Source organism: Anaerolactibacter massiliensis (assembly GCF_900290205.1).
GTDB classification, from domain to species: domain Bacteria; phylum Bacillota_I; class Bacilli_A; order Erysipelotrichales; family Erysipelotrichaceae; genus Bulleidia; species Bulleidia intestinalis.
The window spans coordinates 356,265-370,222 of the sequence record NZ_OLMH01000003.1 but is presented as its reverse complement, the minus strand read 5'-3'; the positions used below and the strand labels follow the sequence as shown (position 1 = coordinate 370,222).

12 protein-coding genes and 1 pseudogene are annotated in these 13,958 nt (G+C 45.5%); 4 read left to right on the top strand and 9 right to left on the bottom strand.

Features of this window, described 5'->3' with window-relative positions; translation table 11 throughout:
- Positions 1 to 54 precede the first annotated feature (54 nt).
- Positions 55 to 1,497, bottom strand: coding sequence for an oligosaccharide flippase family protein (locus C7E00_RS15805; RefSeq protein ID WP_167836653.1), 1,443 nt, complete (start codon positions 1,495 to 1,497; stop codon positions 55 to 57).
- A gap of 109 nt (positions 1,498 to 1,606) precedes the next feature.
- Here C7E00_RS15805 and C7E00_RS16305 point away from each other — a divergent pair, with 109 nt between their 5' ends.
- The gene (locus C7E00_RS16305; RefSeq protein WP_167836620.1) at positions 1,607 to 1,804 is read left to right on the top strand and encodes a hypothetical protein; all 198 of its coding nucleotides are present in this window, start codon (positions 1,607 to 1,609) and stop codon (positions 1,802 to 1,804) included.
- Here C7E00_RS16305 and tnpA (C7E00_RS15800) read toward each other — a convergent pair.
- The 5 genes from tnpA (C7E00_RS15800) to C7E00_RS15775 form a co-directional block, all read right to left on the bottom strand.
- Positions 1,706 to 2,149, bottom strand: coding sequence for an IS200/IS605 family transposase (gene tnpA / locus C7E00_RS15800; RefSeq protein ID WP_105305264.1), 444 nt, complete (start codon positions 2,147 to 2,149; stop codon positions 1,706 to 1,708). The genes C7E00_RS16305 and tnpA (C7E00_RS15800) overlap by 99 nt on opposite strands.
- Before the next feature lie 174 nt (positions 2,150 to 2,323).
- Positions 2,324 to 2,650 (bottom strand): hypothetical protein, encoded by a 327-nt coding sequence (locus tag C7E00_RS15795; protein ID WP_135358271.1) that lies wholly within the window; start codon positions 2,648 to 2,650, stop codon positions 2,324 to 2,326.
- Positions 2,651 to 3,041: 391 nt separating this feature from the next.
- The gene (tnpA, locus tag C7E00_RS15785; protein WP_105304974.1) at positions 3,042 to 3,563 is read right to left on the bottom strand and encodes an IS200/IS605 family transposase; all 522 of its coding nucleotides are present in this window, start codon (positions 3,561 to 3,563) and stop codon (positions 3,042 to 3,044) included.
- A gap of 250 nt (positions 3,564 to 3,813) precedes the next feature.
- Positions 3,814 to 5,493 carry an IS66 family transposase gene (locus C7E00_RS15780; RefSeq protein ID WP_105305261.1) on the bottom strand — a complete coding sequence of 560 codons (1,680 nt, stop codon included), beginning with the start codon at positions 5,491 to 5,493 and terminating at the stop codon, positions 3,814 to 3,816.
- 665 nt (positions 5,494 to 6,158) lie between these two features.
- A complete protein-coding gene (locus tag C7E00_RS15775; protein ID WP_105305260.1) occupies positions 6,159 to 7,418 on the bottom strand; it encodes an RNA-guided endonuclease InsQ/TnpB family protein in 1,260 nt (419 codons plus the stop codon).
- Between the two features lie 105 nt (positions 7,419 to 7,523).
- Between C7E00_RS15775 and C7E00_RS16855 the strand changes: the two are divergent.
- A pseudogene (locus C7E00_RS16855) lies at positions 7,524 to 7,643 on the top strand (helix-turn-helix domain-containing protein); the annotation flags it as partial.
- Between the two features lie 172 nt (positions 7,644 to 7,815).
- On the opposite strand, the gene C7E00_RS15765 reads toward C7E00_RS16855, so the two are convergent.
- On the bottom strand, positions 7,816 to 9,156 hold the full coding sequence (locus C7E00_RS15765) for an RNA-guided endonuclease InsQ/TnpB family protein (RefSeq protein WP_167836652.1): 1,341 nt from the start codon (positions 9,154 to 9,156) through the stop codon (positions 7,816 to 7,818).
- 140 nt (positions 9,157 to 9,296) lie between these two features.
- On the opposite strand from C7E00_RS15765, the gene tnpA (C7E00_RS15760) reads away from it, so the two are divergent.
- Together tnpA (C7E00_RS15760) and C7E00_RS15755 are read left to right on the top strand one after the other, a co-directional pair.
- Entirely contained in the window at positions 9,297 to 9,722 is a 426-nt protein-coding gene (tnpA, locus tag C7E00_RS15760) for an IS200/IS605 family transposase (protein ID WP_105305258.1), read from the top strand.
- Positions 9,723 to 9,890: 168 nt separating this feature from the next.
- Positions 9,891 to 10,874, top strand: coding sequence for a helix-turn-helix transcriptional regulator (locus C7E00_RS15755; RefSeq protein WP_105305257.1), 984 nt, complete (start codon positions 9,891 to 9,893; stop codon positions 10,872 to 10,874).
- Positions 10,875 to 10,969: 95 nt separating this feature from the next.
- Here the strand turns inward: C7E00_RS15755 and C7E00_RS15750 are convergent, their stop codons facing one another.
- Both C7E00_RS15750 and C7E00_RS15745 read right to left on the bottom strand, forming a co-directional pair.
- Positions 10,970 to 12,370 carry a serine hydrolase domain-containing protein gene (locus C7E00_RS15750; RefSeq protein WP_105305256.1) on the bottom strand — a complete coding sequence of 467 codons (1,401 nt, stop codon included), beginning with the start codon at positions 12,368 to 12,370 and terminating at the stop codon, positions 10,970 to 10,972.
- The gene (locus tag C7E00_RS15745) at positions 12,367 to 13,782 is read right to left on the bottom strand and encodes a PTS transporter subunit EIIC (protein ID WP_105305255.1); all 1,416 of its coding nucleotides are present in this window, start codon (positions 13,780 to 13,782) and stop codon (positions 12,367 to 12,369) included. The genes C7E00_RS15750 and C7E00_RS15745 overlap by 4 nt, the downstream gene beginning before the upstream one ends.
- Between the last annotated feature and the right edge of the window lie 176 nt (positions 13,783 to 13,958).

Below are 13,958 nucleotides of genomic sequence, written 5' to 3'. Positions count from 1 at the left end.
GCTTGCTTATCCAGGCCTGCTTGTATCGCTCCAGCTTATCAGGAAAGGTGAATTTCACTTCTGGCTATTATGTGTTATGTTATTTCTCAAATCGGAAAGAATGTGCATGCACAGATCTTCCTTTGCGACTCTCAGCACCAGATAGTAGATCAGGATCCCGATCAGAATCTGCAACAAGGTGGAACCTGCATTCACCGACAGATAACAATTCGAAGAATACACTGTCGCAAACATCAGAGCAGCCCCGAGGATATAGATCCGATAGCTCCTGTTCCGGAAGCCGAAGTGCACTCTGCCCTGGATCATGTATGCCTCGGTGATGGTGACTGCTGTTTCAGCAGCGACCGAACCGATCACTGCACCGATTGCGCCAAACTTTGGAATCAGCAAGGAGTTGCAGACTAGGTTTACAGCAGAACCAGTGATAACTGCCCTGGTATATTCCTTATCGAGTCCAGTCGGAATCATGTACTGCGTGCCGATCACATTGGACATCGAGATCAGAACGATGATTGGACAGCCGAGCATCATCAGTTCTCCCAGAATCGGATAGCCGGGAATATACCAGGCCATGAAATGCTGTGAGATTGCGAAAACTCCAAGACAAACCGGCAAGGCCAGAAACATCGCAATCTTCATCGTCGTATTTACCAGCGCCTGCGCTTTCTCTTTTCCGTCTTTCTGGCTGTAATACAGATTCGATACTCTCGGCAGCACCACGGAACCGATCGAGGTGATGAAGGTCAGAATCGTGCGGATCGGATTCATCGCAGACTGATAGAACTGCACATGTTCCTCGGAATACAGATAGCCGATCATCGTCGTATCCAGCATGGTATATACCGAAGTCGCAATGGTCGGAACAAACAGGCGAAATGTGGCATGGAAGTGATGATGGTAGGCATCCCGGACAGACACTTTCCGGAAGCTGATATACTGAGGCAGCTGGAAAAACATGGCGATCTGGCCGGCCAGTTCCGTGCATACATTGATCAGGATATACAGCCATAGATCAGCAGAACTCTTCACGAGCAGGAAAATCAGCGCCACGCCGGTGCATCGGATGATGATATTGCGGATCGTGACATTCTTGAAATCCTCTACTCCGTAGAAGAACCAGGTGATATCGCACATCGAGGCAATCATCGTGAGTCCGGTCAGCTGGTAGTAGAAGAGATTCTCTGTAACCGTTGCCTGAATGAACAGATAGAATGCCACTATGGACATCAGCATGTCCAGCAACTGGACAGAGAAGATTTCACAGAAGGTCCGGCTGAGTTCTCCCCGATCATTCCGGACTCTTGCGATCTGCCGGTTTCCGTAGATATTGATGCCGAGAATTCCGAACAGGATGAACCAGTTCATGATGGAACCCGCAAACTGATAAATACCCAGTGATACCGGTCCGACATGGGCATACGTATACGGAGCCAGAATGAATGGGAGAGCAATACGGACGAACGTATAAAGGATGTTAAAAAAATAATTCCGAACCAAAGAACTGTCCATAATTGTCGAAGTTATGAAGCTAACATGAAATCAGAATCCATTTAATACAACAGGAGCAGATTTCTGCCGATTTCGAATATTTGCCATGAGAAGACAATTGAACCTGATGAATTTTCCCGGGGCAAGCCTCAAGCGTCCGCTGGGCGCTTGCCCGGAAGGCAAGCCTTCCAGCCGGGATATCTTCGTCTTGCGGCGATTAGAACTTGAAGAAAAGCTGTCTGTACGAATCTTGTATACCTTGATTTTTCACGTATTCCCGGACCGTGTTTTCGCTGGTATTCTTACCAACCGTTGAGACAAAATATCCGTCGTTCCAAAATTCTCCTCCCCATAATTGTTTCTTAACTTCGGGGTGTTCAGCAAATATGCGCATGGCAATCAAACTTTTTACGGTACAAATGATCTCGCTTGGACTATGATCTGGTGTCGACTGTATCAGAAAGTGCACATGATCTTTATCCGTCCCGATTTCCAGGAACTCGATCCATTCGTACCTGAGCTCGATACCCGCGCATATTTGCTTAATCGATTCATCGATACTTTTGTCTATTACGACGCGACGATATTTAGCCAGGCATACGAAATGGTACACAAGATTCGAAACATTATGAGTACAATGTAGATATTCACTTGAACTCATGCGAATCGCCGCCTCTCGCAGACATGATACGCCTCATTCTTCGGCGTATAGTTTTCCTGCCCAGCATAGCTGTGCAAGAAAAGTCCGCTCGAGCACCATCGCGGCAAGCCGCGGGGAATTCCCCATCCCACAACTCCTCCGCTTACGCTACGGAGTTGTCAAAAAATAATGCAACTAATCTAGAAGATAAATATTTCCTTTATAATAAGCAGTAACTATGTAAGACTCAGTATCATTTATATATTTAACGAGTGGAATCTTACCACCATATTTATGCCCATTATAAGATTTTGTAACATAAATATATCCAGGTAAAACCGTGAAGGCAGTCCCCACTCTATAGCCTTCTGCCTCAATGAATTGCGGAATTGGCACCTTGAGAATTTCTGATGGCATGTTCTTTGAAGCATCAGGGTTAGTTTCCTCAGCCAGAATCGCAGTTCCATTAACCGAAAACGATAGAATAATTGCCGCTAGAAATAAACTAATTTTTCTTGTCATAATTCTCTCCCAAAAAGTAAAAGACAAAATAATAAAACAAAAAGCAGATGCTAGAATCATACCAATATTATTTAGTTTCCATAAGTAACTTCCCCACCCCCAGCAAAAACCATATTTTTCTAAACATAATTATCGCCGCATCAGCTATATCGTCATTATCAGTTTAAATATTTAGTGCAGAAAAGCAATACGTAAGATGCAATGTCCTGGTTTTTCTTCACTTGTAGTAACTATTCACCGATTGGATAGGCAGCCAAATCATGACCACCCGTGAAACGGGTGGTTTGTTCTAAGGCTATAAGCCTATTGTGCTAGCCAGCGTCTCAAGACGCTGGCTTCTCCATATTTCAATATGTCTAAGCCACTATGCACTTTTAACTATTGCCGCCCATTAATGGGCTGTTCCTGAATTTTGCTTCTTCTTGTTGTCGTTTGGTTTCCGATATGCTTTATCCTCGTGGAAAGGATCTTCATATTCCTTCACACTCAGTTTGTCTTGAGCTATATCGTCTTTCTCCTGGTCCTGTATATACTTCCGCACTGTTGCCTCATTCAGCCCAACTGTGCTCACGTAATATCCGTCTGCCCAGAAATGTCGATTACCGAATTTGTATTTCAGGTTTGCATGGTACTCAAAGATCATCATTGCCGATTTCCCCTTCAGATACCCCATGAAACTCGATACGCTCATCTTCGGCGGAATTGCTACCAGCATATGAACATGATCTGACATCATATGCCCTTCAAGCAATTTCACCCCTTTGTATGCACACAATGTTTTCAGATAACCGGCGATGTCACTTCTCAATTGATTGTAGATTACTTTCCGTCTATACTTCGGTATGAATACAATGTGGTAAACACAATACCATTTTGTATGCGCCAAGCTGTAACTCTTATTGGCCGTAAACAGCACCTTGCCTTTCTAACTTTAGTGACTTAGACAACCACTATTTTAGCTAAGGCAGGGTGCTCTTTACTATAAGAGCACCCAATCATCCACCTGCCAAGCAGGTGGTTCTCCGGTTCGCACAATCTTTACACCCATAGCTAGTCAACTGTTTATCTTTGTGCTCACCAGTCCACTAGGACGAAAAAGAAACGCCCAGCATAAAACCGGGCGCTGTTTGTCTGCAGACCTTAAAGACAGCTGCCTGGTCTGGTCAGGCAGCCATGATTTTCTCGATCTCCTGGAGCACATTCTGATTCTTCATGGTCGCGGTCCTGATTACTGTCTGAAGTGCGAGGTAGTTATTCCCTGACTCCAGATTGATGAACTGCCCGGATATCTTCTTCTTCGACTTGAGGAACCGAATGCTGTTCTCAGCAGGATTATTGGTAAATGGTACCTCGAAGTCGGTCAGAAATCTGAGATGCTCGCTCTCATACTTCTTCATCCTCTTCAGTGTCCTGATGTAATCCGGCACATATTTCTTCGGGATGTTTGGATTTACCTGATCGAATGTCTTCAGTTCTTCATCGATGATGTGTTCGTACTCCACACTGATTTTCTGAAGTTCCTCTTCCTCCATACACGTTTTTCCTTCTGCGATCAGTTCTTTTTTCCGCTCAGTGGCTTTCAGAAGCAGTGTGATCATCTTCCCGCATGTGATGGAGTCACTGAAATCAATTCCTGCTTTCAGATATCTGCGGATGTGATCATTGCATTCGCAATGAATCGCATGCGGCAGATAAGTGTAATAAGGAATGAAGTGATCATGAATCAGATTGTGTGAATAGTCTTTCAGCAGATCCAGCGGTCCGTTCTCAGGATCTCCACGTTTCATTGTAAGCATGTAATAGGTGTCTTTCCCGTTCGTGATCGTCTGGCCCCAGCACTGCTTGCCGGATACTTTCAATCCGCTTTCGTCTACATGAACTGCATTGCTGGTCAGAATATTATCAAGAATCTGCTTCCGTACTTCCTCGCTTCTGGCTGAAAACTCATCCAGCCAGTTTACGACCGTGGATGGCTTAATGGATAATCTGCCTTCGCTCAGTGCATTCATCATTTCGCACTGACGATCAAATGCGATGATCCCCTTGCCGTTCAGATACAGCATCATCGACTTGGTATGGTCGGAATAGGAAACAGGATTGATCCGATACTTCTGCATCACTGATTGATCCACTTCTGTGCCATTCTCTTCATCAATCAGAAATCTGGTTTCCGTAATGCAGACCCGAAAGCTCGCATCAATTTCCTGGACGGCATAATAGCACTGTCCTTTGTCGTCGATCTTCTTTACAGCTCCGGATGGAGCTTTCTTTACCATCAGCGTAATGATCTTATCCGGTTTATCGTTCAGATCAGAACGATGTACCGGATGATTCTTCTGCCCGCCACGTTTCTTATCTGACTTCCTGCGGTTATTCGCATTGGCTTTGAAAACATCGAAAGAGGGCGGCATATTGGAGTTGGAGGAATCAGCACGTTTCTTCCGCTTGTTCTCATTCTTCTGATAGATCTGAAGCTCATCCTTCAGCCGCTGATTTTCCTTTTCCAGCTCGCTGTTCAGTTCCGCATACTTCTGAATATCTTTGCGCAGATCTTCCTGGATCTCTGAAACTTTCTTCAGAAGTTCTTCAATAGACATCTCTGCATCATCAGATTTTGTTCTGAGATTATAGATGATCGCTTCCTGGTCACGGATCTTGCGCTTCTGTGCTTCGATAATTCCTTTCTGACGATCAATTTTACGAAGGTATGCCTTCTCTGAAATGATCTTCTCGTCAATCTGTTTCTTCTGCCGTTCCAGAAGAGCGATCAGAGAATCCTCGAAATAATCCCGATGTTTCAGGAACACCTCTGCTGGAATATGTTTCGAATAATAGCCTTTCATAGCTTCTTTATACCAGAAAGGAAGCAGAATTCAACCCCCGTAGACATGTGGAAAACTCGATAACAAAGCCGTTTTTCAATATATATGCCATGCATGAAAAATATATGAAGAAGCAGCGCAGAAACAGCCCTCGCGAGGCGCTTCACCTGCGGGATGAAAACAAACAGGGTCGAAGAAATAAAGTACCTAATGTGCGCTGTATGGAGCTGATTCATTCAGAAAAGATGTGGAAAACTTTTTGCATATTTCCCAAATAAGCCGGGAAATAATCGCCTTGGTGAAGATTACTGGAATCTATCGGTGAATAGTTACAATATTCTTTGCTTTCAGACTCCCTGATGCTTCCATCCTGATCCTGTCAGCAAAGGAAAGCATTTCTTCTCCTATGAGGATGCGCTTTCCTGCCTCTTTTGATATTTCAGAAGAGTACAGGTGATCAATGCCAAGCTAATCACAAAGTGCATTTAACTGCCCTGCGGCATCAATTGCAGCATTATGGGTATAACTGCGTTTTTTATCTGCCCGTGCAAGATGATCATTCATTTTCTGAATATCGTCTTCATATCTGAGGCGTATCATCTGAAAGCTCTTTTCGCTTTCTTCAATTGCTCTTGGTTGACACTCCCACGGCTGAAGCACGTGGGATTCTTGAGAAGTCTGATTGCTTACGCAATCTTTATTCTCAAAGAGCTTGCCAACAGCCCTCTACACAGTCCCTCAAAGCTGAGGTTCTGCTTACCTTTCCTTGCGATGTTGCACGCTCCGTTGATGTCCGCGTTAACGAGCATGTTTTCTTTGGTACGGTACAGTCCGCGTTTAATGCGTTTGCCGGAGAATGTACCGGCATATGGATGTTTTGTGTCGTACACCGGAATCGCGTCACCGTCTAAGAACGATGCCTTTGACGTGTAGGATTCTTCCGTTTCGATGTACGCAATGCCGTATCGTTCGCACAGCGTTTTCAGATACGTGCGAAGCTGGTCAAACGGGATCTGAACAAACTTCTGATTGTTCGCTTTCCCAATGTTGACCGACTGTTTCTGGTCAACGTTGTGCCCGACAATGAGCGTGCCGATATCATTGGCAATGCAGTAATCAACGATATGGCGTGAAGCCTTGTGCATGCAGTCCGTCACTCGCCGGTTACACTTGTCTGTGATGCGGCTCATGCGGGCTGTAAAGTCTTTGATGTTCTGGCGGTCTCTGATCGATGCGTAGTGTGCAAGCTGCTTGTTGTACCACTGGTTGATTGATTTGAGCTTACGTCCGTCAACGATGAAGGACGTCCCAGTAGTTGTTACACACGACGCAAGATTGTCGATACCAACATCAATTGCTAATACATTGTCCGCATTCAGATTCTGCGGTTCTTCTTCCTGTTCGTAGCAGTACTGAATCTTCAGTGCCTTGCCATTCAGGACGGGCACGATGCGTACTTCAGCAATGTGCTTGTCTGAAATTCTGTCAGGCACCGGAACACGTATGGAATCCAGATCCGGATGCTGCTTTGAAAACGCACGGCTCATCGGAACGATCAGATTGCCGTTTTTGATGTTGATTGCGTTCGTTGACAGCACCAGCAGATACTTTCCGCCTTTCGTGCGATAGTGCGGAATACGCACTTTCTTGTCGTAGCTGCCGGACTTCTTTTTGCTAAGCAATGCAAAGAAAGACCTGAAGGCATGATCGCACGTCCGCAAGATCTGCTGAGAAATTCCAGCCTGCAGAAGCTTGTAATTCTCGTTATCTTTGCAAAGATGGTAGTTTTCTTCATACCGCAGATACTTGTTCGTTGCAAAGAAATACTGGCGGATCTGATACAGTCCGACATTGTACAGGTTGTTCGCATACGAGCACATCTCAAGGATCGCTTCGTACTGGTTCTTCGGCAGCTGCCGAATGTAGTTTGTCTGCGTCAGATACATGACGTCACCTCCTTTCTACTTAAATGATACGATCTCAGCAGCCTTTCATCCCATGGCTGAAGCTCATGGGTTTTCCCGGCCGTTTGCTATAATAATTACCTAAGCACCAAGACGATCAACACCCTCTGCGCAATTCTGAGCTGCCAGCCCGGAAACATCATGGAATACCGACCTGATTCCTCCGACCTCGACTCCGTTCAGAAAGCTGCCAGGAAAAACCGGTGACTCACTCCACCCATATTTGAGAAACAATATGGATGGAGCTTCTTAAGACGGCATTGTGCTCTCCGAACTGGAAGTTCTGCATTTCTGCAAAATGCCAATGCAGGGAACGTATCCTGTCAGGGGCCGTCACGAAGCCGCTATCCCTTTAACGGGACTACTTGTCTGCCGGCTGTTATGCCATGCAGTCGTGAAAGTCTTCGAATTTCACGACCCTGATATTCTGCAGGAAACTGAAATCCGTGATCCCTGCAAAGGCTAAGGGCATTGCCTTTCTTAAAATGTTGGCTGCACCGTTCAGATCGGCATTAATTTCAGTGCCGTTTTTCGAGCGATACAGTCCCCGTTTGATGCGATTGCCGCTGAAGGAGACACCAGCATCGTTTTTTCCGTACACAGGGATATCGTCCCTATCCAGAAAACTTGCTTTGGAAGTATAAGACTCTTCCTGTTCAATGACGACAATGCCGACGCGCTCCGCCTTATAACGAATCATGCGGATCAGACTGTACAGCGGAATCTGCACAAAGTTCTGGCTGGACTGCTTTGACATGTCCGTCTTCTGCTTCCAGAATTTGTTTCTTCCGATCACCAGATACCGGATATGCCGGATCCTGCATTGCCTGATGATTTCAGAGCTGATCTTATGCAGTTCATCACGCATCTGGAGTGTACGGTTTCTGCCAAGGCTCTGCATCATTTTGGTTGTCGGGTAGCGATATTCCTTCGGATCGTGTCCTTCCATGAGTGCGCTTCTGCAGACCGCCATTTGCTTGTTGCACCACTGATTCCTGGACTTCAGATAACCGCCCTTGTACAGAATGGATGGAGAACCATCATTACTTACGAAAGCTGCGATATTATCGATTCCAAGATCAGCAGCACCTGCATGGGTGCCCTGCGGAAGGCCTGTATTTGCGGGCTCTTCAAACGTGACAAAAATGCGGAACTTCTCATAAAACGGAACAACCTTAACCTCTTTCATCCTGCCTTGTGAAGGCACTCTGCCAAGCAGAACAACGGCATCCGTCATCGGCAGCTTCAGATAGGGAGTTCCGTCCTTATAGTTCAGCCGGCAGTCCTGATTGGTGAAGCATACCGTCGCCTTATCTCCTTTGATGTAGTGCGGCATTTTCGGCTTCCCGGTAAACAGCGCCGGGTTCTTTTTATAAGCCCTGCATGCGGCAGTCCAGCTGGAAAAGTCGCCAGTCCGCATTTTCAGAACATGCTGTGCCGCCTGCATAGGCAGCCCTCCAAAGAAGTCGGGATTCTGATTAACACGCATCAGCTTTTCCAGGAATGCATAACCAATCTGCCTTCCCGGTGCCGCCATTCCTGTCAAAGCAATTGTCCTGAGGATCTCTTTCTCTACGTCAAGCTGTGCGGACTGAAGATCGGCGTCTTCTTTGCCGTAAGCCGTATAGTGCTGACGCAGGCGGAACGTCGCTGCATTAGAAAGAAGTTTTGCTTTCCGGCACATGGTATCGCACCATGAAAAGAGATCTTTCTGGTCCATACTTATGACATACTGACTGACAGAATACATTTTTTCATATATGGATGTAATCTCATTTATGTTGCTTATATGTGCTACTTATATTATACTTTAAATGATATAGGTGTACAAGCGCTGAATACACAAAAAGGAGCTTGTTTATGCGCAAATTAACAAAGGATGGATACTACACGAACAATCACTCGTGCTTCTTACTGCAGTATCATATGATCTTTGTCACAAAGTTCAGGGCTCCCGCACTGACAGGGGCTGTCAAAGATCATGTGTACGGTACGATTCGCAAGACTCTGGCAGAAAAGAACGTCATTCTGAACGAACTGAACGGAGAACCGGACCATGTGCATCTGCTCATTACCTGCGGCCCGGAGCTGTCTCCGCTTGAGATTGCAAATGTGCTGAAAACAAGAAGTGCCCGCTTTGTATGGCGCGACCTTCCGGACGAAGTGGCAAAAACATTCCGGGACAAAGAAAAACACCTCTTCTGGTCTCGGAGCTACTTTGTCTCAACCGTAGGCGCTGCAGACGAAGAGGCGGTAAAGCGCTATATTCAAAGTCAGGGAAACTGATGTCTTCTGCATTGTCTTGCTGGCAAATTCATCGCCCGCACATGCGGAAAGAGTCTATATAGCTCCTATGGGCGGGGTCCTCTTTGCCTAAGAATAGCAGATTCATCCGCATCAGACCAACAGCCGATCAAACGCTTCGGCTGTTTTTTTTCGTTAAGGAGGAATTCTATGCACGATCGACGCACAATGGCTGCTGTAGTGATCATCCTGATCGAGAACACAGACCAGGACCACTGCATGCCCCGCCGAGAAATCGAACGGCGGCTTCTCGAGGATTACGAAATCAGCATCAGGCGAAAGACATTCGGGCTCATCATCAGAGACATCCAGGAGTTCGGCTTCACGGTTGTCTATGATTCACACCGCCGGGGATACTACCTCGAGCGCTTCTGCCTGGATCAGGGAGAGATCATCCTGCTCTGCTCCATGATCCACTGTCTTGGCTTCATTAACATTCCGGAAAGCGAGCAGCTGATTCAGAAGCTCATGCGTCTTACGAGCCGATACAAAAACAGTGAGATGAGGATGAACATCTTCCGGTCCAACGAAAGAAAAACGCTCCACCAGAATTTCATCATCCAGGTGGAGCTGCTCATGAATGCGATTGCGAAGAACAGGAAGGTCACGTTCGACTACTACCATTATGACTTCGACAAAGAGCTGCACCAGGCCAACACCACGATGATCATCGTGGAGCCGCGCTACATCACTTTTGCCAACTCAGAGTTTTATCTAGTCGTGACCGGGGGAAAACATCCAGGCCTCATGCATTATCGCTTGGACAGGATCGAAAGCCTGCGGATGCTGGACATCCCATGCTCGCAGTTTGACTACACGGAAGATGCTGCGGAATACGCTGGAAACCAGCTGTTCATGTTCTCAGGCGAAAGGATCAGTGTGACATTTCTCTGTGAAAAGCGGATGCTCGACTATGTGATCGACCAATTTGGAAAAGAAGTACCACTGTACAGGACGGATGATAATCATTTCGAATTCACCATTAGGGTTACGCGGATCGGGGCCATCCTTTTCTGTTCCAGGTTTCTGGATGAAATGACGATCATCTTTCCGGAGGATCTCAGAGATGAGATGCATGATCGCCTCATTGAGGCAGCAGAACGGTTCCTTCACGACGCTTCATCATCACAATAAGAATCTCTCCGTATTGAGAAGGAAAAAAGCGGAACTGCTTGCATTTTCATGCTGAACCTGTTCCGCTTCACTTAACTGCTTTCCTGCTTTGGAAACTATTCTGGGCACTTCAGTACCACTTCATACGATGGAAACATCGTATACAGTGCAGAAACCTGGAAATCTAGAATTGCATACAACGCATCAAATTTGATTATCCAGTTATATGTACTGGAGCAATCTTTTGCCCGAACAGCAACTTGAAGAGTTGTTGGTGTCACCCATGCATACGATGCGAATATTGGTTGCTGATAGGGTCTAGGAGGGTTCATGCTCATTGCATCAGCCGAGTAGAATGATGAATATCCGATAAGGGTATTTTTCCCTTCCTGCCATTTACCATTCATGGCAGAAAAAGCAAACAGCTTTCCTTTTTGGCGGATCTGAATATGAAGTGTATTCTTCCAAATCCGGACTTTTAAGGACTCCAGTCCTGCAGGATTCTCTAGCGCTGAATAGGTCCTATTAAACCAATCCTTTTCAAATGGAGAATTGGGTTTCCCTGACAGAGGAGGAATTCTGAAATATACCTTTTTCCCCGTTTCCGCCGGTTTATACATTGCCTTGAACAGATTGTTCAGAATAATCTGGCTTCCTGTTGTGGCATTTGACATCGCAATGACTAGCTCATTCTCCGGCTGGATGAAGCAAAGCTGGCCATGCAAACCGCTGCAGCGAACACCGTTATGCGTACACATCCAGAAGTAGAATCCGTATCCCTGCCTGTTTTCTGATCGAACAGGTGGGTAAGCATAATCATTTTCCACCTGCTTTGAAAGAGCAAGCTTTAGCCAATCCTCAGGGATTACTTTTTCCCCTTTCCAGATTCCATTGCATCTCAAGCATTCGCCGAACTTTGCTAGATCCTCTGTCTTCAAATGAAGACCGAATCCGCCCAGTTCATGCCCTGCGTGATCTTTTTCCCACCAATACTCATGAATTCCGAGCGGTTCAAACAGACGAGGCTTGAGCCATTCACTCAGCTGCTGGTGAGTTTCCTTTTCAACAAGCCTCCCGATCAGATATGAACACATGCTGTTATAGAAGAAATGCGTTCCTGGCAGATAAGCAAATTTTTTTTGAACATTGTTTAGTATCCAATCGTCATTTCCTTTTACCATTGCTTCACTGTCATGGCCCATGGTCATAGAAAGCAGGTTCCTCAATGTGACTTTCAAGAAGATCGGATCCGCAAGCTGCTCATATTCCGGGAAGAAAGAAATCCATGGTGTATCCAGCGAAATCTTCTTTTCTTTCCACAAATATCCAAATGCAATGGAAGTAAAAGATTTCGTTACGGAATAAACAGGGTGAACGGCATCTATTGAATATGGCGAAAAAGCTTTATTATATTTTTTCTTTCCATGCTGGTAGACAGTTATCGCATGAGTTTCAACCCCGCTTTCTTTCAGATTTGAAAGAAACCTCTGAAATACAGCTTCAGTGAATTCAATCATAGATATTCTTCCATTGCTTTTTTGACTTTCTGAACATCTGCACCGATAACAATCTGAAGATCTGTGTCAGTGAGCTTTACAATTCCCTTAACACCAGTCTGACGAATCTTATCATAATTCACTTTGCTTCCGTCCTTAACCTGAATTCTGAGACGGGTAATGCATGCATCGAGCGTCTGGATATTTTCTTTGCCGCCGAGATTCTGAACTAATTTTTTAGCAAGGTAGCTGAAATCAGTTGTAGCAAGTTTGAAATCTTTTTCGTCTTCCGTGATTTCAGCGGTGGTATTGTCATCATCTGCTCTTCCAGGCGTCATAACATTGTCATGAAGGATTACTGCTTTGAAGCTAAAGTAATACAGGAAGAAATATGCTATCCCAACTGGCAGGATCAGGATTGCTTTACTGCCGAGGTTGAAGTTCAGAATATAGTCGATGATGTCGACATTATAGGAGATACCTAAACGAGCACCCAGAAAATAGAAGATTACACCGCCTAAGCCACTGTAAATTGCATGAAGCAGATACAGTTTCGGGGATACGAATTCAAATGCAAATTCAGTCGGTTCAGTGATACCCGCAACAATATCCGTAAGCGCATTTGAAACCATCAAGGATTTAACTTCCTTCTGATGTTCTTTCTTTGCGCACTTATACATGGCGTAGCATGCTCCAGGCAGGCCAAACAGGAATACCGGATAAAGTCCAGTCATGAATACACCAGCAGTCGGATCTCCTGCAAGGAAACGAGGAATATCGCCAGTCACAGTTTCACCAGCCGCATTGACAAAGCTTCCCATCTGGAACCAGAGATAGGAATTGATCACATGATGTAAACCTACTGGAATCAGTGCACGGTTCAGGAAGCCGAACAGGAAGATTCCCAGCGCACCCGAACCTGCCATCCACATTGCTAGAACATCAAGTCCATTCTGAATTGGCGGCCAGATCAAGTAAAAAATCAATGCAAGAGGAATGGCGAAAATCGGAGCCAGAACGATGATAAATTTCTCACCCGTGAAGAATGAGAACATCTCCGGGGTATTCCATTTTCTGCTGTGATTATAAAGAATAGCTGACAGAACTCCAACGATAATACCGGCAAACACACCCATTCCGATATTCGGATCAAGAGCTGCCAGACATGCTTTAAAAGAGAACAGTCCGACGGCTGCACCAATCAACGCATAAGATTTGTCTTTGGAATCAGCAAATGCAAGCACTCCACCAAATGCAAACAGCATATCTAGATTGCCGGTAATTGCATTAGATGCTGTCTCCATCAGAGGGATGTTAAGCATGTCGCTTGCGCCGAGACGGCCAAGAATTCCGACTGCTGGCATAGCGACAATCGGAATCAGCATTGCACGACCAAGTTTCGAGAGATTGCGGATGAATTTTTTCCAGAACATAGTACAGAACTCCTTTCTTTTTACTGTATGTTCAAAAAAGATTCTTAACGCGCAAAACCCCTCATCCGTTTCCAGATAAGGGGTTTTGCCTGATCAAACAGTAACAAACCGATATATGTTTTAAAATCCAGGAATTACTTTAATTACTAATAACTGCAATACTAATTATACTCCAG

Bases quoted from the DNA above. Each gene is read 5' to 3' on its own strand.
- C7E00_RS15755 (WP_105305257.1), top strand. From the start codon at position 9,891: ATGCACGATCGACGCACAATGGCTGCTGTAGTGATCATCCTGATCGAG.
- C7E00_RS15780 (WP_105305261.1), bottom strand. From the start codon at position 5,493: ATGAAAGGCTATTATTCGAAACATATTCCAGCAGAGGTGTTCCTGAAA.
- C7E00_RS15745 (WP_105305255.1), bottom strand. From the start codon at position 13,782: ATGTTCTGGAAAAAATTCATCCGCAATCTCTCGAAACTTGGTCGTGCA.
- tnpA (WP_105305264.1), bottom strand. From the start codon at position 2,149: ATGAGTTCAAGTGAATATCTACATTGTACTCATAATGTTTCGAATCTT.
- tnpA (WP_105305258.1), top strand. From the start codon at position 9,297: ATGCGCAAATTAACAAAGGATGGATACTACACGAACAATCACTCGTGC.
- C7E00_RS15795 (WP_135358271.1), bottom strand. From the start codon at position 2,650: ATGACAAGAAAAATTAGTTTATTTCTAGCGGCAATTATTCTATCGTTT.
- C7E00_RS15750 (WP_105305256.1), bottom strand. From the start codon at position 12,370: ATGATTGAATTCACTGAAGCTGTATTTCAGAGGTTTCTTTCAAATCTG.
- C7E00_RS15765 (WP_167836652.1), bottom strand. From the start codon at position 9,156: ATGGACCAGAAAGATCTCTTTTCATGGTGCGATACCATGTGCCGGAAA.
- C7E00_RS15775 (WP_105305260.1), bottom strand. From the start codon at position 7,418: ATGTATCTGACGCAGACAAACTACATTCGGCAGCTGCCGAAGAACCAG.